Origin of the sequence: Natronoarchaeum sp. GCM10025321, from assembly GCF_042663585.1 — an archaeon.
Lineage (GTDB): Archaea > Halobacteriota > Halobacteria > Halobacteriales > Natronoarchaeaceae > Natranaeroarchaeum.
In genome coordinates, this window is the sequence record NZ_JBHTAN010000006.1 from 2,464,289 (window position 1) to 2,488,651 (window position 24,363).

The 24,363-nt window shown below is 54.4% G+C and carries 23 protein-coding genes and 1 pseudogene; 15 read left to right on the forward strand and 9 right to left on the reverse strand.

What is annotated here, in order from left to right:
- Positions 1 to 187: 187 nt before the first annotated feature.
- The 4 genes from ACFQL3_RS15525 (at position 188) to ACFQL3_RS15540 (ending at position 3,447) form a co-directional block, all read left to right on the forward strand.
- On the forward strand, positions 188 to 970 hold the full coding sequence (locus ACFQL3_RS15525) for an IclR family transcriptional regulator (RefSeq protein WP_377055919.1): 783 nt from the start codon (positions 188 to 190) through the stop codon (positions 968 to 970).
- Positions 971 to 1,637: 667 nt separating this feature from the next.
- Positions 1,638 to 2,105 (forward strand): pyridoxamine 5'-phosphate oxidase family protein, encoded by a 468-nt coding sequence (locus ACFQL3_RS15530; protein ID WP_377055921.1) that lies wholly within the window; start codon positions 1,638 to 1,640, stop codon positions 2,103 to 2,105.
- Positions 2,106 to 2,199: 94 nt separating this feature from the next.
- Positions 2,200 to 2,622, forward strand: coding sequence for a CBS domain-containing protein (locus ACFQL3_RS15535; RefSeq protein ID WP_377055923.1), 423 nt, complete (start codon positions 2,200 to 2,202; stop codon positions 2,620 to 2,622).
- A 78-nt stretch (positions 2,623 to 2,700) separates the two neighbouring features.
- Entirely contained in the window at positions 2,701 to 3,447 is a 747-nt protein-coding gene (locus tag ACFQL3_RS15540; protein WP_377055925.1) for a sugar phosphate isomerase/epimerase family protein, read from the forward strand.
- Between the two features lie 20 nt (positions 3,448 to 3,467).
- On the opposite strand, the gene ACFQL3_RS15545 is transcribed toward ACFQL3_RS15540, so the two are convergent.
- The 3 genes from ACFQL3_RS15545 to ACFQL3_RS15555 all read right to left on the reverse strand — a co-directional run bounded on the left by ACFQL3_RS15545 (position 3,468) and on the right by ACFQL3_RS15555 (position 5,990).
- Positions 3,468 to 3,809 carry a CGCGG family rSAM-modified RiPP protein gene (locus ACFQL3_RS15545; protein WP_377055927.1) on the reverse strand — a complete coding sequence of 114 codons (342 nt, stop codon included), beginning with the start codon at positions 3,807 to 3,809 and terminating at the stop codon, positions 3,468 to 3,470.
- Positions 3,810 to 3,870: 61 nt separating this feature from the next.
- Positions 3,871 to 4,539: a helix-turn-helix domain-containing protein gene (locus ACFQL3_RS15550; RefSeq protein ID WP_377055929.1), complete on the reverse strand. Its 669-nt coding sequence runs from the start codon at positions 4,537 to 4,539 to the stop codon at positions 3,871 to 3,873.
- Positions 4,540 to 4,634: 95 nt separating this feature from the next.
- Entirely contained in the window at positions 4,635 to 5,990 is a 1,356-nt protein-coding gene (locus ACFQL3_RS15555) for a hypothetical protein (RefSeq protein ID WP_377055931.1), read from the reverse strand.
- Between the two features lie 133 nt (positions 5,991 to 6,123).
- On the opposite strand from ACFQL3_RS15555, the gene ACFQL3_RS15560 reads away from it, so the two are divergent.
- From ACFQL3_RS15560 to ACFQL3_RS15570, 3 genes are all read left to right on the forward strand, one after another.
- Complete coding sequence (locus ACFQL3_RS15560; RefSeq protein WP_377055933.1) at positions 6,124 to 6,396, forward strand: DUF2249 domain-containing protein; 273 nt, start codon at positions 6,124 to 6,126, stop codon at positions 6,394 to 6,396.
- Positions 6,393 to 6,920 (forward strand): hypothetical protein, encoded by a 528-nt coding sequence (locus tag ACFQL3_RS15565; protein WP_377055935.1) that lies wholly within the window; start codon positions 6,393 to 6,395, stop codon positions 6,918 to 6,920. Before ACFQL3_RS15560 ends, ACFQL3_RS15565 begins: the two co-directional genes overlap by 4 nt.
- Positions 6,921 to 7,019: 99 nt before the next feature.
- A complete protein-coding gene (locus tag ACFQL3_RS15570; RefSeq protein ID WP_377055937.1) occupies positions 7,020 to 7,241 on the forward strand; it encodes a DUF2249 domain-containing protein in 222 nt (73 codons plus the stop codon).
- A 42-nt stretch (positions 7,242 to 7,283) separates the two neighbouring features.
- Here ACFQL3_RS15570 and ACFQL3_RS15575 read toward each other — a convergent pair whose 3' ends face one another.
- Both ACFQL3_RS15575 and ACFQL3_RS15580 read right to left on the reverse strand, forming a co-directional pair.
- On the reverse strand, positions 7,284 to 7,679 hold the full coding sequence (locus tag ACFQL3_RS15575; RefSeq protein WP_377055939.1) for a DUF2267 domain-containing protein: 396 nt from the start codon (positions 7,677 to 7,679) through the stop codon (positions 7,284 to 7,286).
- A 291-nt stretch (positions 7,680 to 7,970) separates the two neighbouring features.
- A pseudogene (locus ACFQL3_RS15580) lies at positions 7,971 to 8,598 on the reverse strand (SDR family NAD(P)-dependent oxidoreductase).
- Positions 8,599 to 8,824: 226 nt separating this feature from the next.
- Between ACFQL3_RS15580 and ACFQL3_RS15585 the strand changes: the two are divergent.
- Positions 8,825 to 9,262, forward strand: coding sequence for a hypothetical protein (locus ACFQL3_RS15585; protein ID WP_377055941.1), 438 nt, complete (start codon positions 8,825 to 8,827; stop codon positions 9,260 to 9,262).
- A 49-nt stretch (positions 9,263 to 9,311) separates the two neighbouring features.
- On the opposite strand, the gene ACFQL3_RS15590 is transcribed toward ACFQL3_RS15585, so the two are convergent.
- Positions 9,312 to 9,773, reverse strand: coding sequence for a DUF4112 domain-containing protein (locus ACFQL3_RS15590; protein ID WP_377055943.1), 462 nt, complete (start codon positions 9,771 to 9,773; stop codon positions 9,312 to 9,314).
- A gap of 450 nt (positions 9,774 to 10,223) precedes the next feature.
- Here ACFQL3_RS15590 and ACFQL3_RS15595 point away from each other — a divergent pair, with 450 nt between their 5' ends.
- Positions 10,224 to 11,252 carry a tyrosine-type recombinase/integrase gene (locus ACFQL3_RS15595; protein ID WP_377055945.1) on the forward strand — a complete coding sequence of 343 codons (1,029 nt, stop codon included), beginning with the start codon at positions 10,224 to 10,226 and terminating at the stop codon, positions 11,250 to 11,252.
- A gap of 377 nt (positions 11,253 to 11,629) precedes the next feature.
- On the opposite strand, the gene ACFQL3_RS15600 is transcribed toward ACFQL3_RS15595, so the two are convergent.
- Positions 11,630 to 11,827, reverse strand: a complete 198-nt coding sequence (locus tag ACFQL3_RS15600) for a hypothetical protein (RefSeq protein ID WP_377055947.1) — start codon at positions 11,825 to 11,827, stop codon at positions 11,630 to 11,632.
- A 604-nt stretch (positions 11,828 to 12,431) separates the two neighbouring features.
- Here ACFQL3_RS15600 and ACFQL3_RS15605 point away from each other — a divergent pair.
- Entirely contained in the window at positions 12,432 to 12,875 is a 444-nt protein-coding gene (locus ACFQL3_RS15605) for a hypothetical protein (RefSeq protein ID WP_377055948.1), read from the forward strand.
- 267 nt (positions 12,876 to 13,142) lie between these two features.
- On the opposite strand, the gene ACFQL3_RS15610 is transcribed toward ACFQL3_RS15605, so the two are convergent.
- Complete coding sequence (locus tag ACFQL3_RS15610; protein ID WP_377055950.1) at positions 13,143 to 14,108, reverse strand: hypothetical protein; 966 nt, start codon at positions 14,106 to 14,108, stop codon at positions 13,143 to 13,145.
- Positions 14,109 to 14,954, reverse strand: a complete 846-nt coding sequence (locus tag ACFQL3_RS15615) for a hypothetical protein (RefSeq protein ID WP_377055952.1) — start codon at positions 14,952 to 14,954, stop codon at positions 14,109 to 14,111.
- Positions 14,955 to 15,218: 264 nt separating this feature from the next.
- Between ACFQL3_RS15615 and ACFQL3_RS15620 the strand changes: the two genes are divergently transcribed.
- The 5 genes from ACFQL3_RS15620 to ACFQL3_RS15640 all read left to right on the forward strand — a co-directional run bounded on the left by ACFQL3_RS15620 (position 15,219) and on the right by ACFQL3_RS15640 (position 24,117).
- On the forward strand, positions 15,219 to 17,003 hold the full coding sequence (locus ACFQL3_RS15620; protein ID WP_377055954.1) for a hypothetical protein: 1,785 nt from the start codon (positions 15,219 to 15,221) through the stop codon (positions 17,001 to 17,003).
- A 646-nt stretch (positions 17,004 to 17,649) separates the two neighbouring features.
- The gene (locus ACFQL3_RS15625; RefSeq protein WP_377055956.1) at positions 17,650 to 19,155 is read left to right on the forward strand and encodes a type I restriction-modification system subunit M; all 1,506 of its coding nucleotides are present in this window, start codon (positions 17,650 to 17,652) and stop codon (positions 19,153 to 19,155) included.
- Complete coding sequence (locus ACFQL3_RS15630) at positions 19,148 to 20,452, forward strand: restriction endonuclease subunit S (RefSeq protein WP_377055958.1); 1,305 nt, start codon at positions 19,148 to 19,150, stop codon at positions 20,450 to 20,452. Before ACFQL3_RS15625 ends, ACFQL3_RS15630 begins: the two co-directional genes overlap by 8 nt.
- Positions 20,445 to 23,402: a type I restriction endonuclease subunit R gene (locus tag ACFQL3_RS15635; RefSeq protein WP_377055960.1), complete on the forward strand. Its 2,958-nt coding sequence runs from the start codon at positions 20,445 to 20,447 to the stop codon at positions 23,400 to 23,402. Before ACFQL3_RS15630 ends, ACFQL3_RS15635 begins: the two co-directional genes overlap by 8 nt.
- Positions 23,395 to 24,117 carry a M48 family metallopeptidase gene (locus tag ACFQL3_RS15640; protein ID WP_377055962.1) on the forward strand — a complete coding sequence of 241 codons (723 nt, stop codon included), beginning with the start codon at positions 23,395 to 23,397 and terminating at the stop codon, positions 24,115 to 24,117. The genes ACFQL3_RS15635 and ACFQL3_RS15640 overlap by 8 nt, the downstream gene beginning before the upstream one ends.
- Positions 24,118 to 24,363 lie beyond the last annotated feature (246 nt).

Consider the following 24,363-nt stretch of genomic DNA (forward strand, 5'->3'; position numbering starts at 1 on the left):
CCGCTCGACACCACGTCTCGTTCGCACACGGCAAACGCCTCTTTTCGTACGCAAACCGTCTTATCGACTCCAGTGCCCGGTGTGAGGGGAGTATCAACGTCCTCCACCGCTCCGGTCATACCCCGTTCAATCGGCCCGCGTTTCCGAGATGCAAACAATTAATAATGATTAATCACTGGTTCGAAACATGAGCGAAACACCCCGGCAAACGGAGGAAAAACGAACTGTCCAGGCGGTCCAGTTCTCCTGTGACATCATCGACGCGCTCAAAGAACTCGACGGAGCAGGTGTCACCGAAATCGCGAACCATCTCGACGTCTCGAAAGGCGCAGTCCACACCCACCTTGCCACACTCGAATCCAACGAACTCGTCAAGAAAGGGGACAACGAATATCGCCTCAGTCTTCGATTTCTCGACCTGGGCGAGTACGTCCGCAATCAGATAGATATCTACTCGGTCGTTCAGGAGGAGATCGATCGGTTAGCCGAGAACAGCGGCGAGGTCGCCCAGTTCATGATCGAGGAGCACGGGCGGGGCGTGTATCTGTACAAGTCTATCGGCGAGGATGCCGTCCAGACGGCGTCGTACGTCGGAACTCGCAACCCGCTTCACTGTACGGCACTGGGAAAATCCATTCTGGCGAATGTACCCGAAGAGCGGGTCCACGAGATCATCGACCGGCACGGACTCCCCGCACAGACGCCGAACACGATTACCGATAGGCAGGAGTTACTGGAACAGCTCGAAACCGTGCGCGAGCACGGTCTCGCGTTCGACAGAGAAGAGGTATTCAAAGGACTGCAGTGTGTTGCAGCACCGGTGCTCGATCAGGAGGGGAAGGTGATCGGTGCCGTCAGTGTCACCGGACCGAAAAGCCGAATGCAGGGCGAGTACCTCGAATCTGAGGTCGCCGAAATGGTACAGCACACCTCGAACGTAATAGAGGTCAACGCGGCACAGATCCAGTAGTCTGTTTGCACAGCGCAAACGAAAGTCGGGGTCGGACGGCGAAACGCCGGCCTTTTCACCGTTTTCGTTTGCGAGAGGTAAACGACAATCTCGGACGAGTTAGGGTGTCGAACCGAATCGTATTACAGCAGTACGCCTGTAAATAGAGACTGAGAAACTGCGGTCCACGCTCGCGGCCACAACCGTCACCAGGGCCGGAACCGGTTACAGGGGTACTTCCGTAAATCAAGGCGAACCACTCCTTCGACTTGCTCGATACTGACAGCACACTGGACGGAGCCGAAAAATAGCAATATATTTAGTATACTACTATAATATATTCTTTCAAATCTTAAAAAAGCGGTCATAACTATCCATCTCTCGATCGGAGTAAATCCCCATTTAGCCTATTGAAACGACCATAAACGTAGCTTCAGGATGTAGGACACGATCTACATTTCGTACGAGTGCAGAGAAGTAGTAATCTATTCATAACGCGGAATCAGTAGTATAAAGCGCCCAGATACAGTATTATGCCTCCCACTGCCGCGAACAGGGACATTCAAGATTTGATAACACATAATAAAAAAATAATACTACTATATTGAATATATTGGTCCTCTCTGCCGACAAAGCCCGATGAACGGCAGTAGGGGTTTTTGTACGGTGTTCGCCCTACTAGAGCACGATGTTCGTCGATACGCTCGAAGAGGCCGGTGTCGAACAGATGAGCGACGCCGAGATCAAGGAGTTCCTCACCGTACAGGGGGTCGGCGTACTCGGCCTCCCCAACGGGGAGGTGCCGTACCTGCTCCCGATGTCGTTCGGGTACGACGGTGACAGACGGCTGTACTTCACCTATCTGGTCAACGGAGAAAGCCAGAAAAACTCGCTGAGCGCCCAGGCCGATTCTGCGAGCTTTCTCGTCTACCAGGCGGACTCGACGTTCAACTGGGAGAGCGTCCTGCTGGAAGGCAGGATCGACAAACTCACTCCGGCGGAGTGGGAGAACCTGGGCGATGCGACGGATGGCGAGTGGCGTCCCCAACTACTCTCCGAGAAATCCGAAGACGGCGCAGTCAGATTCTACGAGTTCGTGATCGAAAGCCAGAGTGGTATCAAACACACGGGGCTTCCGCCGGGGTTCGAGAGCTAGCCGGTCGGTGCTCACCGGCAGTCTCCCACTCGGCACCCGGCCACCACAAACGACTATCACAGCTACCGTTGCCGTTCTAGATGGGGGAGAAAACATGCCAATCGAAGACCTCGCGCGAAGTGATGTCGTAACAGCAGGATCGAACACCTCAGCCACGGAACTCGCGGTGCTCATGGACGACGAAGACGTCGGGAGCGTCGTGATCACTGACGGAGAGACGCCCCGTGGGATCGTAACCGACCGGGATCTGACAGTCGGAGTGCTGGCCGAGGGGGCGGACTCGGACGAGATCAGCGCCGGTGACGTGATGTCGACCGAGCCAACGACGGTCGACCGTGACGCCGGGTTCTACCGGGCCACAGAGCTGATGGCACAGCACGGCGTTCGCCGGCTTCCGGTCTGTGACGACGATGACCAACTGGTGGGGATCATCACCGTCGACGACCTGAACGAACTGCTCGCGGACGAGCACGGCGAACTGGCGTCAGTGATCCGTGCCCAGCGCCCGCCCTACTAGGCGAGCCACGCGGGATCGGTCCCCCTTTTTAAGAAAGACCACCCGGAGAGTTATGCAGACGTCGACGAGTGCCTAGGTATGGACGTTGGCCTCACCGTCGGCGACTCGATAGCGCGCATGGCGGCGACCGTCGAGGGGTTCGATCTGGCCGAGTTCTCGATCGGCGAGGGAACCGACGTCGACGAGATCGATCGGAACAGACTCGACGAAGTACTTTCAGAAGCGGATGCCGACCTCTGTGTCCACTTGCCGTTCAAGCAGGTCGCGGTGACGCCCGTCACCGAGATCAACGACGCGATCCGGGCGTATCTGACGCGGTTGCTGGAGTGGGCGGGCGCTCAGGGAGCAACGAAGGCAGTGCTCCACGGAACGGCCCGGAACCCACACGATACGGATCTCCGCCCGGCCTTCGCCGACCAGCTATCGGCAATCGGGGGCATCGCGGCGGACGCGGGCGTCGAACTCGTCGTCGAGAACGTCGGCCACCAGAAACGAGGACTCCCGCTAACGGTGCTGGGGGATCTGGCACGCGAGACGGAGACGGCAGTCTGTTTCGACGTCGGCCACGCATACATGGAGGACGGCCACGACGGCATCGACCGCTTTCTCTCGGGCTACGGCGACCTCGTCTCACACCTGCACGTTCACGACGCGCGAAGCCGCGGCGACACCCACCTACCGCTCGGCGCTGGCGAGATAGACTACGGCATCGTCGCCGAGGAGCTAGGGGGGTTCGATGGGACTGTCGCAGTCGAGGTGTTCACCGACGACGTGGCGCTGTTGGAGGACACACGACGGCGGATCGAGAGCCACCTCGCGCCCTGACTCGTCGCGGTCCGGGACGATCAGCTCTGTAGCGTGACGCGGTAGACGTAGCCGCCACAGCCACACTGGTCGACTACTGTGGTCTCCGCGTCGGGGTAGTTCTCGCGGATCGGAGCCTCCAGATAGTCGTCGGGACTGTCGTGGTTCGGGTGCGTAACGAGGTTGACGTGATAGCCCGCGCAGGTCTGCTCGATTGCGGCGAGCGCGTGCTCGACCAGCGTCTCCCGGTCGTCGGCGTAGCGGTCGCCCTCCAGGTTCGCGGACCACGATGCCGCATGATCGGTATCCAGAAATTGTGGGCGGTTCTCGTCTTTCCCGCTCTCCGCCGCTTCGCCGCCGTCGGCAACGTCGCTGTTGGACATGTAGTTACCTTGGGCGCGGACGACCCTCAGAGGCAGTGCGAACAGGTTCGGGGTAACGCCGCTAGGCCTCGTCGTCGATCGAGTGGGGTTCGATCGGGTGACGCGGCAGGTCGTCGACGTACTCGCGAACGATGGTCCGCTGGACGCGCTGGAGCACTTCGCTACACGTCGATTTCGCGATATCGAGATGCTCCGCGACTTCGGTCAGCGTGCAGGTGCGCGGGACGTCGTAGTAGCCCCGCTCGACGGCCTCGAAGAGTACCTCGCGCTGGCGCTCGGTGAGCGACTCACCGGGGTTCATTCGCTGCTGGACGTACTCGACGTCGAACTCCGCACCGACGGTTCGGAGTAGCTCTCCGAAGTCGGCCACGCGGTCGTGCGCGCCGGTGACGTCGACCCGGGCGATACCGTTCTCGATCTTGACGGGCATCTCGATCGGGACGCCCGCCTGCTGTGCGGCGTTCATCAACAGCGGTGCGTGCGCTTCGACCTGAACCGTCGCGACCCCGTCTTCGAGCGCCATCACTGATAGCTCAGCGATCGTCTCGTGGGCCTCTATCGCGTCGAGGACGGAATCGATGTCGTCCGCCGTCACCTGCACGAGTGCGAACCCCGCGCCATCCCCGGGCGTGGTAGTCACCACCTGGAACTGCGCGTCGGGAAACTCGCGGGAGACCGCGCTCACCCACGGCCCCTCGGGGAGGTTCACGTGGAGTCGAGCCTGTGCCATATCATCGCTTTGCTGTCGCGACGCAAGTCCCTTCCTTTTCGTGGCTCCCGATCCTCGATTCGGTACGGCGTATGAGGGCGCTCCGATCCGGTCCCTCACGGCTCCGGAGCGTCCATTTCCGTCGACTCGTCGTATCGGACGAGCATCGTCGGCCCGGCGTGGCGAGCCAGCGTCAGGACGAGATTACCGACGAACAGCAGGACCCCGGCGATGACGAGACTGCCAGCGAGCAGTCGGACGGTATCCGCGTAGCCGCCCAGCGAAACAGTCGCGGAGGCGAGCAGGAGGGCTGTCCCGACGACCATCGCGGCGAACTCGATGGCGGAGACGCGACCGTCGTAGAGGTCGTCGATTGCGGGTACGCGTTCGAGACCGACGCGGTCGCTGTAGCGTTCGAGCCAGACGATAAACGGCACGACGTGATACACCGTCCCGATCACGACGAACCCGATGAGCGCGCCGAGCAGGAGGCTACCGACGGCCGGATGGCCGAACCGAACCGGCGCGCCGAGTGGGCGAAGGATCCAGGTCCCGGCCGCGGTCAGCCCCCACGCCAGTGCGGTCACCGTCACGACCGCGTATCGCGAGAGCATCGGCGTTCCGCCCGTCGTTGCAGTCCGGAGACGGCGGCCGAGAACGAGTCCAGTCACCAGCACGCCGGCGGCGACGAGTAGCCCGCCGAGGGTAGCGACGGGCGCGTGCTGGATCAGCCGTCCCGCCGCGAGCGTCAGGACGCCGACGGGGTAGATTACGGTCTCGGCGGCCACGAGTCGGTCGTCGAGCGGCGTCGGGTCGCTCTGGGTAAACATCGGACCGAGTTGGTAGAGTGCGCCGACGACGGTCGTCAGCACGCCGCCGAAGACGGCGAGGGTCACGTGTGCGTCCACGACGGCCGGGCGTGCGAGTCCGGCATCGATGAGCACGCCCCATCGGTAATCAGCGGCGAGAGTTCCACCGAGCGTGATCGCGAGCGCAAAGAAGCAAAGCGCCAGCGCGAAGTGTCGCTCGGTGACGTCGAACGGCCGCGCTGGCCAGAGCGTCCGGGAGAGGTTGTAGACGAAGACGGCGAACCCGGCCACGATGAGCGCGGCGAACTCGACGCCATCGAGCGGTCGACCGAGCCAGAGCACGCCAGCAAAGCCGGCGACGCCGACTGCGATCAGCGCGAGTTGCAGGTTCGCCAGCCGTTCGGAGTAGATCTCGACGCCCGACCAGACGGGGACGAACTGCGTCATCGCCCCGACGATGGTGAGACAGACCCACCCGACGAGCAGCAGGTGGGCAACCGCGATGCCGCCGAAGGCCGAGGACGGAACCGGGCCGTCCATCGTCCACGAGAGACCGAGCACGGCCCCCACGACGAGGAATGCGAGGGCAACGAGAAAGTGCCGAAGCGGTATCGTCGTCGGTGGACGAGTCGACGTAGTAAGATCCTCGGAGAGGGTTTGCATGGTTGCCGGTTAGCAGTACTCCCCCGTGAGGCTAGTTCCGCATATGTTCGGGATGCCCGAGCCAGTCGGACTGTATCCGCCCCCGAACACGTTCGGAACAAACCATGGGATGCTGGGGACCCGAACGTCGGGTATGTCCCACGAAGCGACCGTGCTCGCCGAGACGGACGCTCCGGACGACCGGCCGGTCGAGACGCTGGACGTTCGCGAACTCGGGCCGCCGGAGCCGTTACAGCGTACCTTCGAGTTGTTGGCCGACCTGTCCGGCGAGACCGTCCTCGTCCAGCACAACGACCGCGCGCCACAGTTCCTCTATCCGAAGCTAGAGGACCGCGGCTACAGCTACGAGACAGTCGAGACCGACGACGACGTCGTGACAGTGGTGTGGCGAGAGGTGGGCGAATGAGCCTGTTCGGCGGGAACGAACCGGAGTTCGATCCGGACGACGCGTTCGTCTCCGAGCACATTCCGGATCCCGGTAGTTTTCTGGAGGGCCACGAGATCCTGGTCGAGGACGAACACGTCGTCGTCCATCGCCACGCCGCGGACGCCTTCGAGGAGTACGGCGTGTACGACGCCACGTTCGGGTACAACCTGGCCCAACTCAACCGGGATCCGCGACACACCGACGCCGGGTTTCGCTACGCCGAGGAACGAGAGGACCCGGCGACGCTACGCGCGGAGTTCACGCCGACGACCGCGTTCTGTCCGCAGGCCGAGCCACTGGCCGTCGGGGCGTTCCGCGCGCTAAACGCCGTCGACGCGCACGGCTACGAGCAGGTCCGCGTCCGGGTGGACGAGACGCTCAACGGTAGCGAAGCAGTCAACGACCAGCTAGAACGCCTCGAATCCGACGAGACGGACGCAGACCTCGATCCGACCGGCGACGGCGAGAGCAACAGACCGGGAGAATCGTCACGTCCGTTCTGAGTCGGTGACACTCGGTACCGTGTGGAATCTGTCGACGCTCCCAGGCGACGAACATGTTCCCGACAACGACCACCGCCGTCCGGCATCTACGTCCGGTGTATGAGCACGTCAGAGCCAGTTCTCGACGCTCGTGAGATCAACGAACCGCCGTTCGAGGCGATCAGCGAGGCACTCGACGACCTCGACGAGGGAGCGACGCTTACCCTGATTAATCCGTTCGAGCCGCGACCGCTGTACGACGTACTGGACGAACGCGGGTTCACCCACACGGCCGAGCAAGTCGCCGAATCGGAGTGGCACGTCGAGATCAAGCATCGCTGATCTCTGCGAGCGCGCGGATCCCGCCGAGTGCGCGGAGGGATGCTAGTCGGATGCTTCCGAGGCGTCGAGGAGCTCGAACAGCGGATCGAACTCTTCCGGAAGCCCTGCCCGGGCCTTCTCGATGTTGCCCGCCGGGACGTCCTCGGCGACGACGACCATCACCTGCTGGGCGTGGTAGTTGGCGTCGGACCGATCGACGCCCTCGCGTTCGGCCACCCGATCCAGGAACTCGTTGTAGTCGAAGCGCTGTCCGTGCTCGGCCTCGATCAGGTAGCGATCGATCTCCATCGGCAGTGGACTCGCGAGATCCGTCGCCTCCCCCTCCGGCATCCGCTCGCCGAGCGTCGTCAGGACCGCACGGATGGCGCGAACGGCCTCCCCGTACTGTGCATACTCCAGTCTGTGCTGTACCTGGCCGACGAAATCTTTGTAGTTCATAGCTGTCTGGTAGCAGACCGCTGGTTTCCCCACTGTACTCCGTTCGAAACTACGACGGCAGAGAGGATAAACCTGATAACGGATGAGAAGTCGATGCAGTCAGCACGGCGGTCGGCCCACCAGTATCGGTCGAACTATCGGTTCATGAGCGCCTCGAACAGCGCCAACAACAACCGAACACGAGCAGTCTGAGCCCGATCTGTCCCAGTTCCCTTCGACTACCTGTACGTCTGCGTGACACGGGCCACGACGAGCGGAGGAGAACGACCAGGATATGAAAAATGAAGCCGATCAGTCGACGAGCCAGCCACCGTCGACGTCGACCGCAGCACCGTGCATGAACGAGGCGTCATCGCTAGCGAGGAAGACGGCGACAGTCGCGATCTCTTCGGGCGCGGCGTAGCGCCCTGCTGGCGTATCGGCGGTCATCGCCTCCATCTCTTCGATCAGATCGTCGGTCATCCCCGTCTCGACCGCGCCCGGACAGATCGCGTTCGCCCGGAGCTCCGGCCCGTAATCGTGTGCGAGCTGTTTCGTAAACCCGATCAGCCCGTGTTTCGAGGTCGTGTAGGCCGAACCACCTCCCCCAGCAACTTTTCCGGCGATCGACGCCGTATTGATGACGACGCCCTCGTCGTCCCCCTCCAGTAGTTCGGGGAGAGCGGCACGAGTCAGATAGAAGGGCCCGTTCAGGTTCACGTCGAGGACGCCGTGCCAGAGGTCGTCGGACGTCTCCGTAGAGCGCCATCGCCTCCCCACCGTCGCTCTCGATCTCGTCGGCAACCGCCTCGATACCCCCCTCGTCGACGTCGACCGCGACCACGCTTGCACCCTCGTCGGCGAACTCGTGGGCCATCGACTTCCCCATTCCCGATGCTCCACCCGTAATCACGACGACACTATCTGATAAGTCGAACATAACGACACGAGCAGAGATCCGTCGACTGCCACCGAGACGGTAGCCGTCGGTAGTGCGCCATAGACCGAGCAGACATCGACCGGCATGTATCCGTGTGTTTCTATGATGTAAAAGTAAAGAAAATTGATCTTTCAGCAAGTAATCGGCCTCACAGACGCCCGGAAACACGCGCTCCGAGCAGCGCAGAACACAAAGGATTTGCCACGTGGGCAGCGACCAGACGGCCGTGAATCGACGTACATATCTGGCATCAGTCGGAGTTACGGGAGCGGCAGTACTGGCAGGGTGCACAGATGGTAGCACCGGTGGCGACGACTGTCGGATCGAGACCGAAGAAAGATCAGAAAAAATATACGACGGGTGGGAGACGATCGGTGCCGGCCAGACGTGGACGGTCCGGGCCGAGGTCGAGAAAGCGGGTCACGAACTGGAGATCCTTGCGGTACAGACGGGCGATGGTGCGCGGCCGCTGTTACGGGTGGAGGATTCCAACGGGGACCTCGTGCTGGAGACCGACGTCGCCGATCGTATCGAGCGTCGCCTCACCGCCGAGACCGAAGGCCGGTACTACATCTCTCTCGAAAACACTGCGGCGTTGACCTCGGGCGAGTGGGACCTCGACGTCACGTATCACTACGAGGTCGAGCAGGAGGTCTGTGAGTAGGCAGTGATAGGTATCGCCCTCGTCAGGCGAGTACGGTTTCTGTGAATACTCAGTCCGTTTGAATCGGGACATCGACAGCTGTCTCTGCGTCATCACTATCGTTCGAGTTCTCGGCAGGTGGTTCGGCAAGTTCCTCGAGTGCAAGTTCGACATTGCGTTTGTTCGCCTTCCAGAACGAGTCGAAGAGAGTGCCGGCGTAGGGAATCGACCCACCAGCCACGTCGATACTGATATTGGCGATCATCCGCAGCAATGTCATATAGGAGACGCCCAGATTGGCAGACTCGACGATGATATAGACCGAGATACCAGCGCTGAACAGATCACCAGCGACCGGGAGGACGCCGAGAATCGGGTCGATACCGACGCTGGTGTTCGTCCCCGGAATCTGGATACTCTCGTCCAGCGCATACGCAACAGCCTCCATCCGGTGGAGCGCTGCCTCGTCGACGCTGGGCGGGATCTCCCCATCATACTCCACGTCGAAACGCGACTGGAAATTGGCTGTCATACGACCGCTAGGTCGGGCGGGACACGGAAAGGCATCGTGGTGATCAGGAACGAAGTGCAATAAAATCGAACTACCCGGCCAGCACTGTCCCAGGCTAGCCGGCTCTCCGGAGTAGCGGTCAGTGCGGTTCTCCGGTTAGCCGTTCCAGAGAATCACACGCTCGGTCACTTCGCCGGGTCGAGTACGTCTTCGGCTTCCTCCTCGGTCAGGTAGCCTTCGGCGATGGCGAGAAAAGTCGTGGAAAGGTGTGTATGGAAGCTACCCACGTCTGGTCATTCATTATCGTCAGGAAAACTCATGGGCCAACGCGGATTTGAACCGCGAACCTCAGCGCCTCTACCGCACGATTTCGGCGCTTTAGCCGCCACGCGGGCGGTTATTTGCGAATTGCTCACTCTGCGGTTGAGCGTAAGGCCCACTCTCCGAAACTTGTGTTCCGGATACCACCTCATGTCCAATCCAGAATACGAACTCTACGAAACCGAACCCGAAACTGCACTTGAACGATACATCTCCGATCGGGAAAACGAAGTCCAATCCGCAACTCTCCGATCACACAAAGCTCGACTGAAAAAATTCATTGAGTGGTGTGGGATCGAAGGAATAGAAAACATGAACGACCTCAATGGTCGCAACCTACAGGACTTCCGCTACTGGCGGAAAGAAGACGGGGATCTGAACAACGTCACACTCCACACCCAAATGACCACCTTCCGAGTGTTCATAACGTGGTGCGAAGACTTCCAAGCAGTCACTCCCGGCCTTCATGAGAAAATACGTGTCCCCAAACTCGATCCGGGGGAAGACGTTTCAAACGACAAAATGGAACCTGAAAAGGCTCTCAAGATCCTCGATTATCTCGAAAAGTTCCAATACGCCTCTCGGGATCATGCAATGTTTCGACTACTGTTCCGAACTGGAGTCCGGACTGGAGGATTGCGTACTCTCAATGTCTCGGATTACCATTCCGAGGACCAATACATTGAGGTGAAGCATCGACCTGAAAAAGATACTCCGCTCAAAAATGGAAGTCAAGGACAACGGCCAATCTACCTCAATTCCATGACCTGCCAAGTTCTCGAAGACTACATCGAGAATAACCGGATTGAAGCGAAAGACGACTACGGACAGAAACCACTGCTCACTACCAACCACGGTCGGCTCTCTCCCAATACCATCCGCCAACGTCTGTACAAACTCAGCCATCCCTGCTTCTACACAGGAAAGTGTCCACACGACGAAAATCCGAAAACGTGTGATTTCAAAAACAATGTAGACTACGCGAGTCAATGCCCATCTTCCAAATCCCCACACTCAGTCCGAAAAGCCAGCATCACCTACTGGCGTCAGCGTGATACTCCAGCGCAACAAGTGGGGGAACGAGCTAACGTGAACCAAGATATAATCGAAAAACACTACGACAAGCGAACTGATAAAGGGAAAATGGACCAGCGGAAGGACTTCTTTGATCGGGAATAAGAGGCGTCTGTTGATCTCTCGAATGACCCATCAATAAATAAAAAAATCCCCCGACCTGTTAAGGCCGAGGGTGGGGCGTTCATTCATTCACAGTAATCGTCGCGTCGATCTTCTTGAGCGGAGTTGGCTTCTCAATATCCACCTGTAGATCATCATGACCAGTTTCATCTTTATGTTTTATTGCGAAAAATTTGATCGCACGTCCAGTGGTGTACGGACTGTACTCTCCTTCTTTTAAAGAATCAAACAACTGGCATTGTTGAAATCCTATTCTTCAGACATATCATCGTCTGAAACAGCCGGTCGCTGAAGAGTGCGTATCTGCCACAGAATAAGAAATCAACTTCAGTAGGCCGTGGTCGGTTGGTTGCAGAAACTCACCGACCGTATAAGATGTATGATAATAAAAGAAAGCCCAATATTGCTCCACCGATAAAACCACTCACTCCACCAATCTGACCGCCAAGTACTGCTCCAACACCACCCAGAACAAATCCAAGAACAGTACTACCAAAAATAAGAAAAGCTCCCGTCTGCCATTCTTCGACCAGATCAACTCCGCTCTTTTCAGCCATACAATACATATCAATGCCCATCCAGTTAAAACAATCGTTGCGCATGAGTTTTAATCGGATGGGATTTCTGAAACGAACGCCATCCCCTTACTGAATACATTACCTGTACTGACCGCAAACGGGTAACATATATCATATACTGGGGATTTCAAGAAAGGCAAATAGAGACGATACAACCACGACGGAGACGAAGCGTCAATAGAGATCTGCTTGTCCGACTACTCTCGGGAGTAGATATCGTGTTCAATCATTCGCTTCATTTCTGATGTGATCGCTTCTGAAAGTAGCCACAGAGAGATTGGAAATACAATAAATATCAGCAATTCAGATATGAAAATTGCGATATAAGATATGATCGTTGAAATCAAGGATACTACAAATAGCTTCCCAGTAAGGGATAGTGTATAACTTGGCACAATAAAACGTTTCCTTGATCTTACAAATAACCGACGGAATCACACTGAATTTAGTTCGCATCCATCGCTTATCAAAACATATTTGAATTGATATTTGTATGCCAAATTTCAAAGAGTTATCGTACTTTCTTTGAGTCTTTAGTAAGATATTTGATAAGAACTAAGTTGAGTGCGCTCGTAGATAGAGTATGAGCGAAAACAAAGAAGCCGATTTCCACATCTACTATCGCAAGGCTGGTGGGGGATTCACTCGAAGTCCTCGCGATCACTTCGTGAAAAACGGTGAAGCACTGTGTGATTATGGCGTCAACCCACCGGATACTGATGATCTAAAACCGATAGAAGATTTGTCTGATGGTGAATGGGCACTGCTTCTAAGTGGAACCCACAGCGGTAGCTCGAATCTCTGTGATAAATGCATTGAGCGGGCAGACTGGGAGGACATCTTCCCAGAGGATATTCCGGATGAGGCTCCTGAGTACGAATGTCCAACATGTGGTGAGGCTGCATTAGCAGTAGACTTAGAGCATGTTGCCTACGTAACCCACGGTTCGCTTGCTCCGTTCCGAGGGACTACTCACAAAGTACCGCGGGACCACTACGAGCAATGGCGGCGTCAGCCTACACAGTGAGCTGAGTTCTCAGTAGTCTTGTTGAATACAGCGTGCGCATCAGCTCGGAATACCGAGGCAACATTATATTCTTACCATGGGCGCGCTTTACCGCTACCCAAGCGCTCTATGGGATTATACTCTCACTCCCTGCCTAATACGCTCGATTCTACTATACCGCCGTATTGGTATGTAATAAAAGCCATCATGTGTGCCGCACCGTGACGTGTCAATTTGGTAAATCGGTTAAGCAAGCCCCGCTTGATGAGGATTAGCCAGGAGAAAGAGCTACAGAATCAACCTGTCTTCGGAAGCATAGCAGTAGATACTCCGAATTAGCAACGTGGCAGTAATAGCAGAGTCAAGTGCGATCTCTGATGAGGTATCCCACCTTTCAAGAATCTCAGTATCATCTCCGTGTGCGCCTCCTTTATTTCTAATCTCGGTGAACGCGAAGACTCTACGCTTGTGAATACGCTTTACCAAATCATCACCCTGTAGATGGTTGACGACAGGGATTATTCCAGAGGCGCTTCCATAGTCTCGGTCATCGCTACCGTACTTATCACCAACATTTCTAAGAAAGTCCTCAAGTGCTCTTCCCGTAGCACTAATTGAATCTCGTGGACTTTGTATATGTTTCAGATAGCCATTTGCCAAATCGGCTTTCGTGTCTTCATCTAAGAAAGACATCAGCTCTTCTCCCAAGATCTCGTCCAAATATATCCTTACTTCCAGCTCCGAATCAAGAGATTCTCGAAGTTGTTCTATTGAGTGGGTGGAGTCCGTTGGAATTTCTCGAACCTCAATAGAAACGTCTCCTTCTTCAGTCAATATTCCAGCATACTGACCTAATCGCTCAAAGTACGTCTGCATATACTCTTGTCCACTTGCTAAGTCCTCATACGCCGCATAGACCATCTTTGAGGCTTCTTCAGATGAATAGCCACGGTTCAAATAAGCTGCATAATCTATGAATGGCTGATGCCTCAACAGTGCTCTCTCGATAACGGCATTTCTGTTATCAGGGGGTAACTGTTGTATCAGGTCGCTATATTCAATATCGACGGTGTATTCACCATCCACAACAACAATCTCTAATTCTTGTAGTATCTTGACTGCTTCCCGAACCTTGCGCTCGGATTCATCGACGAATTGTGCGACCGTTTTATTATTAGCACGCTCATCCAACTCAGAAAAAGCGAACAATATCTCAGTTATATCCTCTGGTGGAACTACGTATGCGGGAAACATTCACTCTAAGTCTTTATTCTTAAGCGAGTTTATCAAAGAGGTAACCTCTTCACTCTCCCAGTCAGCTGATGAGATCTCGATATTGACCGTGACATCGAAACCTGATTCTATGCTTTCCTCAATGGTTTGGGATACCTCAACATTCTCCTCCTGAGAATTTATCGGAGAAGAAGGGGTAGTCCCATCAGAGGATTCTAAATCTTTGTTTTCTTTTTCATTGTTGTTTCCTTCTTCATCATCCTCATCTATGGGAAGTTCTTCCTGAGTAGGCTCTTCATCTTCCGGCTCTTCCGACGCTGAATCAGAGAGAAATTCAGAATATTCTTCGTTCACAACCAGACGAGTTGGATAGCCACTTTGTCCCCGTTTATATTCTCCGACGCCACATTCATCTAAGACCTGTAAAAACGTACCTGCGGCAGACTCAAGGGTTCTATCACTCACCCCAAAATCGAAATTAATCCCCATCTCACTTTGAACAACTTCTCTCTCAAGATACTGTTCTCCATCATCACTCGTTAGACTTCCCCCAACGATTTCGAGAAGTGTGTTGTAGAAATCATATTGCTTGACGAGACTTCTGAACAGTTCTTTTTCCTCCTCGTCAGAAAGTCTCCCATAACCAATTCGCTTACCTTCTGTCGTTGGTTTGTAGCCGTTCTCTGTTTTCTCAAACAATCCGAGTTGAACAGCTGCTTCAAGGGTTCTACTGAAAGTGCTACCCTGTAGGTCTTCAACCCCTTCCTCTAATTCGTCCTTATCCGTTTCTGAAACATCACGTGACTCCTCACAGAGTAGTTTGATATTGCCAATTGTCGCATCGTATGGGGGTTTTTCGTAGCTCATATCATGGGGCTGACTCACCCCCACTACAATAAAGTTCGGAAGAAGACTAATACGTAAAAAGAGATGTTGCCTAATTGGCTGTACTACCCGGTTTGCCTGCTACTGTGTACAACCTCTATATTCAGAATACTATTCATATTAATAGCTAAGGGTCTAACAGATCCGAAAGGGATTTTCCAATACTGTTTAATCCCCTCATCCCACGGTCTATATATCGCAGACAGTCTATTTGATCACTCGACTGCAGAATTGACTCGCTCTGAGGTGCGTGATCGGCTTGATGAAACACTTCTTGCTGCCTTTGAACAGGACAACTCCACCCTTGTTGAAGCTCTCCCTGCGATGGGTAAAAGCTACGGCGTCATCAAATGGGCAGACGACACCGACAACCAGCTCACGATCTTAACCTCTCGTCACGAACTCTACGACCAGTACGAAGACTGGTGTATTGACCGAGAGCTATCTTATCTCGAACTACCTGCCTTCCAGCACGTTTGCGAAACAATGGGAGAGGATGAACCCATTGAGGCGGAGGTAAACGAGGTCTATGACGCAGGAATCTCAGGAGCAGAACTACACCGGAACGCTCAACGATACTTTGGAGAACCGCTCCCTTGCCAACGAGAAGGTCGCTGTTCGTATATGGAGAAACGGGAGTTCAACCCTGATGACTACGACATTCTGATCGGCCACTACTTGCAGGCCCATAATCCGAAATACCTCGAAAATCGGTATGTCGCATTTGACGAGTTCCCCGGTGATGCATACTTTTTCGAGCCAACACACATTGAGGCCACGAGAGCGGTGAGCAACTATCTGAAAGAGGAAGACGATCTCCCCTTCAAGAACTGGAAGGATCTGATTCGACGCCGAGGTAATGACGAGTACAAGGAAGCTATCAAGGAGTGGAAAGAGGACCTCGGTTTCTACTCACATCGAGATACACGGGTCAACCTGCAACGGAGGCCGGGATTCCATGCCCATGCCCCACTGCTTACCCACGCTGGACTTGAATTTCAACTGCTGGAGAATGAGTGGGAGTACGCAAAACTTGGATCAGGGCGGAGAGCTGTTCGCAGTCCAGAGGATGAGTGGACAGTTCTTGTTCCACCCCCACTCTATAATGCGGAAAGCGTAGTCGTCCTTGACGGTACTCCAACGATCACCAAATGGCGGCTTGTTCTCGGTGGTGATTGGTTGGAGCACGAGGAAGTTCTTGAATCTGACGAGGAGAAGCAGGAGTATCTTCGAGACGTTCTTGATCTCCAGATCATCCAGACGAATGCTGGCGCAAAACCCTACCAGAGCGGAACACACGTCAATATCAGGTCGGATGGATCTTTACTGGAAGGCATCTATGAGCGGGAGGGCAGTCGTCCAGCAGTTATCACCTCGAAACAGGCGAAGGAACAGTACGAATCGAGTTCCCTGGAAGAATACATTGAGTCGGCAGAGCACTATGGAAATCTCAAGGGGAGTAACGAGTTCGCCGAAACACGACTGGGAGCGGTAATCGGAAGTCCACATCCTCCGGAAAGCGAAGCAATTCAACGATGGGGCGCTCTCAATGGAGATGCTGTCGAACGGAAAGTGGACGAAGACGGTAGAGTAACCCGTGGCGTTGATCTCGATTTCGGTTCACTCGGAAATGCACTATTCCAAGCTGTCGTTGAAAAGGAAGTCCTGCAAGCAGTGATGCGATTCGGTCGAACACCGAGTAATGGAGAACGCGGGGCGACGGTGTATGTCCATACGTCTCGGCTCCCTTATTGGGTAACTCCTGACGCACGCGGGAAAGTCAAAACATGGTCAAGGGGAATGCAGGAAGTTGTCGTGGGACTCAATGAATCGGAACAGTGGCCAGATGATGAGGTGACGAATAGCGAGATCGCAGAAAAGACTTCGATCGGCAAACGGCAGGTTAGTGAGCTGATGCAGGAGTTAGACGAGGAAGGGTATGTAACACATCGACGGGGAGGCCGTGGAAACGCATACCACTGGTCGAACGAGCGACTGGAGGATTTCACGGAGTTCGGACAGTTGGAGTAGGTTTCCGAATTCTTACGTATATACTTTATACGTCAAACTTCGGAAAGACAGGGAGTATTACCCTCTCAATCAAAATACAATACACTAACGCATTGAGTGGGATTAGATCTCTTCTTAGCTTCTTAATCAGACGAGACACTAAGTCCAACAATTTAAAAAGTCCTATTGTAACTCAGTAAAACAATTCTCCCCCACTCAATGCGATGTAATTCTGGAATAAAACATGGGTAATTATTAGACCTACAAAACAGTCTAATAAATCCATTAAAAGTATATTATCAACTATTACGAGTGCGAATTGGGGATATACAAAGGTAGAAGGACACCCCGAGTTCTACAAGCGGATTGATGGTGAAATGAATCTCACTGGCAAAGAGTATCTTCTTCGGATGATATAGAACTCAAGCGTCGTCGGCTATGTGATGCAGTCCTTGTTGAGGGCGACAAGACAAACTCACATCGAGGCGGTCTTCCGTGAGCAGAGTCGCGGGTACTCTCAGTATTCTCTCCCCCTCAATGCAGTGGAGTATAGAACTTAATCATGGCATCTGCACGTATGCTACCAGCAGTAGAGTTGTAGAATTACTGTGAGCACCTATCGAATCCCATCACAGGACATATTACGATTGAACGGAACACTATGCCCATGACTATTTCGTTGGATGAGCTGGAATCCCATCTGTTCAAATGTGCCGATATAATCCGCGATGCAGTCGATCCAACCGACTATAAGGAGTACATCCTACCGCTCGTTTACTACAAGTCGATCTCCGATGAGTTCGAGAAACAATACGCTGAGACTGTCGAGGAGTACGGCGAGGACTTCGCACATCGGAAGAATCTCTACGACATTCCCGTTGTTCCCGAAGGCCATCTGTGGGAGGACATTCGCTCTGTCTCGGACAACGTTGACCAAGCCTTGGACGAAGCCTTCGAGGCGCTCACCGAGGAGAACCCCGAACTGACGGGCGTTTTCCGCGCGGACTACATCAACGCCGACGCGCTCGATGACGACCGGCTCGGGAAACTCGTCGAACATCTCACGACGTACGATCTCGACCGAAATAGCGTTCCCCCAGATATGCTTGGAGAGGCGTATATGGATCTGGTTCGCCACTTCGCGGAGGAGGAAGGGAAGTCCGGTGGGCAGTTCTTCACGCCCCCGCAAATCGTCAATCTCTGCGTTCGACTTGTCGATGACTTCGATGACGGGATGACCTTCCACGACCCGACTGTCGGCTCAGGCGGGATGCTCATCGAGGCCGCACGGTATTATCGCGAGAACCAGGGCGGTGACGAGAAGAAACTCAAATTCAGCGGGCAGGAAATCAACCCAGACATTGCGGCCATCGCCAAGATGAACCTCTCCATTCACGGGCTGGATGGGCAGATAGAGCGCGAGGACTCCCTTTCGAGTCCCGCATTCGCCGACGAGGAGAACAGCGAACTCACGCGCTTCGACCGGGTGCTGGCAAACTTCCCGTTCTCGGCTGATTGGGCGAAAGACGAACTTCAAGACGATTCGTATGGCCGCTTCAAACATTGGCACGAGAAACTTCCGCGAGCAGATCGGGGAGACTACGCCTTCATTATGCATATAGCTGAACAACTCAAGCGTCCCGAGCGCGATGCGGCGGGGGGCAAAGCCGCTATCGTCATTCCCCACGGCGTGCTGTTCCGCAAGCACGAGGGACGCTATCGGACGCATATGCTGGAGAACGATATGGTGGAGGCCATCGTTGGACTGCCTGAGAACCTGTTCCAGAACAACTCGATCCCATCCGCCGTTCTCGTGTTGAACACGAACAAGCCCGCCGAGCGCGAGGGTGAAGTACAGTTTATACACGCCGCAGACGACGCGTTCTATCGAGAGGAATCGAATCAGAATATTCTCACTGAGGGTGGACTCGACCACGCCGTTGAGAACTTCCGCGAGTGGGCGAGCGAGGAGCGCGTGAGCCGCACGGTATCGCTGGACGAAATTCGAGAGAACGACTACAATCTCAACATCGCGCTATACGTCGATACCACGGAGCCGGAGGAAGATATTGACGTTGAGGAAGAACTTTCCAAACTCCGGGAACTCCAAGCCGAACGCGACGAGATTGAGGCGACGATGGACCAGCACATGGAGGCACTGAACTATGAGTGAAGACGCGACGTTGGACGAATTTGTTGAGTCTTCTAACGACGATACTCAAGAGACAACTTGGGAAGAACATCAACTGAGGAAATTAGTCGAACAACTACAAGCCGGAGGGACCCCGGACACTGACAAAGACGAATACTACGGTGGTGATATTCCGTGGGTCAAAACTGGTGAACTGGGACAACTGAAAATCGGCTCTACTGAACAGTCAATAACAGAACAAGGTCTGGAAGAATCAACCGCTCGGCTTTTTCCTTCGAAAACCGTCCTGATTGCGATGTATGGGGCTACCACGGGCGAGGTGTCGATGTTAGACACTGAGGCGACGACGAACCAGGCTTGCTGTGGTATTATCCCAGACGACCGTCTACTTCCGCACTATCTGTATTACCAACTGGTACATGATAAAAAACAGTTGGAGAGCCTCAGTGCTGGCTCTGGACAGCAAAATATCAGTAAGTCTATTTTGGAGAAGTTCAGAGTCTCGCTCCCTCCAATCTCTGAACAGCGCAAAATCGCCACCGTACTCCACAACGTTGACCAAGCGATTGAGAAGACTGAAGACGTTATTAATCGCCTTAGACGGGTACAGAAGGGTACACTCAGGAACCTATTCAGAAACGGTGTTGGAGAGCAGTCTGAAACTAAGACTACCCCTATGGGACAGTTCCCGAAAGATTGGGAATTGAAAACTATGGAAAGTGTAGGCACTCTGATTAATGGAGATGCGTTCCCTAAAGAATATCAGGGGAGTTCAGAAGGGGACTATCCATTTATTAAAGTAAGCGACACTAATGACTATCGAAGATACGTTTCAGGGGCGCAAAATTATATCTCGCAAGAGATTGCTGAAGAAGTCGGATGTAATATCCAACCTGAGGGGACAGTTATTCTCCCGAAACGGGGGGCGGCCATAATGACAAATAAGAGGAGAATATTGGCCCAAGATTCTGCGATAGACAACAACCAAATCGGTATTGTCGGAGAAGAAGTGAAACCTCTCTTTCTGTATTACTATCTCTCAGACGTGGATATGGGCCGCTTTGTTCAGGAGGGAGCAGTCAAATCTCTCACAAAATCCCTCCTCTCAAAGGTTCGTGTTCCCGTACCGCCTGTAGAGATACAATCAAAAATAGTTGCTATTCTGGAGAGTATTGACAAACAGATTGAGACGGAGAAAAGAGTCAAGACTCAGCAGGAACGTCTCAAACGCGGTCTAATGCAAGACCTCCTTTCGGGAACAGTCCGCACAACCGACACTAACATAGAGGTGCCTGAGGAAATCGTACAGTATGGTTAGCATCCCATCCGAGGGTGGCGTCGAACGCTCGCTTCTCTCGTGGCTCGACGGCGTCGGATGGGAGACACACGGACAGGACGGCGACCGTGGTGCGAACGTCCTTGACGATGCCTACGAGCGCGACAGCCATGAGGTAATCTACTGGAATCTCTTTGCCGAGCAGGTCATCGCGTTGAATGAAGAAGTGACCGAGGACAACGTCGATAAGTTCGTTTCCTCCCTCCGCCGCGACCTCGACGTCGATAACCTGATGCAAGGCAACCGCGCGTTCTACCAGTTACTCACCAAGGGCAAGAAGTTTAATGTCCAGCGCGATGGCGGGGCGACCGACACGATCTACGTTGACCTCATCGACTACGAGAACCCTGAGAACAATCGCTTCCACGCGGTGAATCAGTTCTCTGTCTCCCGCGAGACGACCATCCGCCCGGACGTGAATCTGTTCGTCAACGGGATTCCACTCGTGACGATGGAACTCAAGAGCCTCGCGCAGGATAACGACTGGCACGACGCCGTCCGCGATCTCAAAGACTACGAGGACGACGTACCCCGGCTGTTCGTCCCCGGTCTATTCAACGTCGCCGCCGACACGATGGAACTGCGATACGGTGCGATCGGCGCTCCAAAGGAGTTCTACGAGCCGTGGAACGATGCTCCTCCAGAGTACGAGGCTGACAACGAGATGCATCAGGCGGTACGGGCATTGTGCAACCCCAAGAACCTCCTTGATCTACTCAAGCGGTTCGTCTTTTACGAGCGACGAGCTGGCGGCGATGCGAAAATTGTCCCGCGGTATATGCAGTACTACGCCGTGAACGCTATCCTCGATCGCGTCGATGAGGGTGAACACGATCGGGGGCTCATCTGGCACACCCAGGGGTCCGGGAAGTCTTTCACGATGCTGTACGCTGCTGAGAATCTCCTGAAGCGTGATGTAGCACGTAGCCCGCAGGTGTTCATCATCGTCGATACGGACAAGCTCAACAGCCAGATGCGCGACCAGCTGGCGAATCTCTCGCTGGAGCAGTGGACGGAAGCCGAGAGTATCGACCATCTGCAAGAACTCATTGAGCGGGGGCAAAGCGAGCTTGTCCTCACGACTATTCAGAAGTTCCAGGATGTTGAGCCGGAGGAACAGGGCAATGATGAGGTCATAGTCATGTCTGATGAGGCTCACCGCTTCATGGAAGCCGACCTTGGTAGCCGCCTCAATGCAGCGTTACCTGAGTGCTATCACTTTGGCTTTACCGGGACACCTGTTCGAGAGGGAGAACGCCACGAAGATCGGAACACGTTCCGTGAGTTCTCTCCCGAGGGGGAAGACTACCTGCACCGTTACTCAGTAAAGCAGGGAATCGACGACGGCCTGATTCTTCCCGTCTACTTCACACTCCGCCACGAGATGGAGTGGGAAATCGACGAAGCGGGGTTAGATGAGGAGTTTGAACAGAAGTTCCGAGGCCTCACGACCGAGGAGAAGCGTGACGCTATCCGCGAGAACGTTAACGCCACTACACTCGCAGAAATCGAACCGCGAGTTGATCGAGCTGTTGAGGAGATCGACCAACACTACGACGAACACGTTGCCCCAAACAGCTGGAAGGGAATGGTGGTCACTCCAAGCCGACGGTCGGCAGCGATGTACGGAGAACACCTCATTGAGCGGCGTGGAGAAGATGAAGTGGAAGTCCTCTACACGGCGACCAACGACGACCCGGACCTCATTCAACAGTTCCACACGGATTCTGAGGAGCGCGACAGTATCGTGAAGGCGTTCAAGGATGACGAGAACCCGAAACTCCTCGTCGTTCACAATATGCTCTTGACAGGCTTCGACGCGCCTGTACTGAAGACGATGTACCTCGATCGGAACCTGAAGAACCACAATCTCATGCAGGCGATTGCCCGGACGAATCGTCCTGCTGCTGGGAAAGAGAACGGGGAGATCGTGGACTTCCAGGGCGTCTTCGAGAACATAGATGAGGCGTTGGACTACGACGCCGAGACGAAAGCCTACGCCGCACAGGACAAGGACGAACTCTATGACGATCTCGTGGACCAGTTGGAGTCCGTTATGGAGATCTTTGATGGGATACCCAAAGACGATACACAGGAAGCAACCTACGAGGCCGTCGAGCGTGTTAGCACCCATCCAGAACGGCGTGATTTCAAGCAGGGCTTCCGTCGGCTTCAGAACCTCTACGAAGCCATCGCTCCCGATGGACGCCTTGTTAACGAAGGGATTGACCGGGAGTACAAATGGCTCAGTCGGATACACGTCGCATTCAAGCGAACTACCTCCGGAGATGATGACCCCGAGGACGATATGCGTGAGAAAACCCGTGAGATCATCAGCGATAACGTGGAGATCACGCAGATCAAGCGCGATTTCCCTACCTACAAGCTCGGAGAGGAATATCTCGAAGACGTCGAGGGCTTGGAGAACCCAGGAGTGAAAGCATCACAGATTGCCCACGCCACACGGGACCATCTCCATCCACGAGAGAACCAGAACCCGCGGTATAAACGCCTGAGTGAGCGCGTCACCGATATAGTCGAACGTTGGCAAGGCGACGATATTAGCGATCCTCAGGCAGTTGATGCCCTGAGATCAGTTGAGGAGGAGATACTGACTGTCGAGGAGGAAGCTGATGAGCAAGGGATGGACAATGCTGAGTTCGCTATCTATACCCATCTGACAGAGGAGACTCCAGAAGCGATTGACTCTGACGAGCAAGCAGAAGCCGTTGCGGAGGAGATCGTCTCGCAGTTTCAGGAACGTATTGATCGTGCTTACTCCGGCTGGAAAACGAACCAACAGACCATCGCTGAAATCGAACGCATCCTGCTGGATGTTCTGGTCGTCGAATACGACCTTGGGCACCTGATTCAGAACGATGACGAGTTTGTGGACTCCATTCGGGATTACCTGATTCAGAACAATGGCTGAGTCACAGTTCCATGAGATCGAACTGTTCGGCAACACTGTTGAATACGAGGTTCGTCATAGTGACGACGCTACAGAACCCCGGATTGATGTGGACATACACGGCGTGACGGTTGTCGTTCCAGATTCGGAGGAAATCCAGCCGTCGGAGCTACTTCGAGACAATGCAGCGTGGGTGATGGAAAAGCAGCGTACCTACGACAGTTACCGTGAAGACATTCCAGATCGCTCTTTTGAGGCTGGTGAGTCGTTCCCGTATCTCGGAGAAGAACGAGAGTTGATCATCGAATCCGCGACGAGTCATGCTGTAACTGATGATGTGATTCGCCTTCGGAAGAGTGCGGTTGAGCAGTCCTCGATCAAGCAGACACTCAAAAACTTGTATCGGAAGAAAGCGCGAGAATATCTCGTTGAGCAAGCGGACTACTATTCAGAGCAGATGGGAGTCGAATACAAGCAGATCGAGATACGGAACCAGCGTACAAAGTGGGGGAGTTGTTCGACTACGGGAACACTTGGCCTGAACTGGCGCTTGATGATGGCACCTCCCAAGGTGGTGGATTACATTGTCGTTCACGAACTCGCACATCTTCGAGAGTCGAATCATAACGAATCCTTCTGGTCGCTCGTTGCTGAATACGATCCGGAGTATGAATCACACGCCGAATGGTTGGCAGAGAACAGTACTCGGTTGATTTTCTCGAAGGAAGATCTATGATATGGAGAGTGTCGGAGATTGAGCTGACCTCATCTCCTTCTTGATCACAGGAATCTGGTGAGTAAATCTTTGTAATCTGTCTCTGGTGTTCTTTTGCATTGAGTCGGCCCATATATCAAAAATAAATAATAGATGGAATTTATATATTAATCAAATTAAGTGTTGTTCTCATACCTACCTCCCGCTCTACTCAGTAAAAAATATTGTAGATATATATTACCATAATACGGATAATATAGTACAGTA

What these genes read in the sequence shown, in the direction of transcription:
- ACFQL3_RS15525 (WP_377055919.1), top strand. Translation starts at nt 188, where the DNA reads ATGAGCGAAACACCCCGGCAAACGGAGGAAAAACGAACTGTCCAGGCG.
- ACFQL3_RS15530 (WP_377055921.1), top strand. Translation starts at nt 1,638, where the DNA reads ATGTTCGTCGATACGCTCGAAGAGGCCGGTGTCGAACAGATGAGCGAC.
- ACFQL3_RS15535 (WP_377055923.1), top strand. Translation starts at nt 2,200, where the DNA reads ATGCCAATCGAAGACCTCGCGCGAAGTGATGTCGTAACAGCAGGATCG.
- ACFQL3_RS15540 (WP_377055925.1), top strand. Translation starts at nt 2,701, where the DNA reads ATGGACGTTGGCCTCACCGTCGGCGACTCGATAGCGCGCATGGCGGCG.
- ACFQL3_RS15545 (WP_377055927.1), bottom strand. Translation starts at nt 3,809, where the DNA reads ATGTCCAACAGCGACGTTGCCGACGGCGGCGAAGCGGCGGAGAGCGGG.
- ACFQL3_RS15550 (WP_377055929.1), bottom strand. Translation starts at nt 4,539, where the DNA reads ATGGCACAGGCTCGACTCCACGTGAACCTCCCCGAGGGGCCGTGGGTG.
- ACFQL3_RS15555 (WP_377055931.1), bottom strand. Translation starts at nt 5,990, where the DNA reads ATGCAAACCCTCTCCGAGGATCTTACTACGTCGACTCGTCCACCGACG.
- ACFQL3_RS15560 (WP_377055933.1), top strand. Translation starts at nt 6,124, where the DNA reads ATGTCCCACGAAGCGACCGTGCTCGCCGAGACGGACGCTCCGGACGAC.
- ACFQL3_RS15565 (WP_377055935.1), top strand. Translation starts at nt 6,393, where the DNA reads ATGAGCCTGTTCGGCGGGAACGAACCGGAGTTCGATCCGGACGACGCG.
- ACFQL3_RS15570 (WP_377055937.1), top strand. Translation starts at nt 7,020, where the DNA reads ATGAGCACGTCAGAGCCAGTTCTCGACGCTCGTGAGATCAACGAACCG.
- ACFQL3_RS15575 (WP_377055939.1), bottom strand. Translation starts at nt 7,679, where the DNA reads ATGAACTACAAAGATTTCGTCGGCCAGGTACAGCACAGACTGGAGTAT.
- ACFQL3_RS15590 (WP_377055943.1), bottom strand. Translation starts at nt 9,773, where the DNA reads ATGACAGCCAATTTCCAGTCGCGTTTCGACGTGGAGTATGATGGGGAG.
- ACFQL3_RS15595 (WP_377055945.1), top strand. Translation starts at nt 10,224, where the DNA reads ATGTCCAATCCAGAATACGAACTCTACGAAACCGAACCCGAAACTGCA.
- ACFQL3_RS15600 (WP_377055947.1), bottom strand. Translation starts at nt 11,827, where the DNA reads ATGGCTGAAAAGAGCGGAGTTGATCTGGTCGAAGAATGGCAGACGGGA.
- ACFQL3_RS15605 (WP_377055948.1), top strand. Translation starts at nt 12,432, where the DNA reads ATGAGCGAAAACAAAGAAGCCGATTTCCACATCTACTATCGCAAGGCT.
- ACFQL3_RS15610 (WP_377055950.1), bottom strand. Translation starts at nt 14,108, where the DNA reads ATGTTTCCCGCATACGTAGTTCCACCAGAGGATATAACTGAGATATTG.
- ACFQL3_RS15615 (WP_377055952.1), bottom strand. Translation starts at nt 14,954, where the DNA reads ATGAGCTACGAAAAACCCCCATACGATGCGACAATTGGCAATATCAAA.
- ACFQL3_RS15625 (WP_377055956.1), top strand. Translation starts at nt 17,650, where the DNA reads ATGACTATTTCGTTGGATGAGCTGGAATCCCATCTGTTCAAATGTGCC.
- ACFQL3_RS15630 (WP_377055958.1), top strand. Translation starts at nt 19,148, where the DNA reads ATGAGTGAAGACGCGACGTTGGACGAATTTGTTGAGTCTTCTAACGAC.
- ACFQL3_RS15635 (WP_377055960.1), top strand. Translation starts at nt 20,445, where the DNA reads ATGGTTAGCATCCCATCCGAGGGTGGCGTCGAACGCTCGCTTCTCTCG.
- ACFQL3_RS15640 (WP_377055962.1), top strand. Translation starts at nt 23,395, where the DNA reads ATGGCTGAGTCACAGTTCCATGAGATCGAACTGTTCGGCAACACTGTT.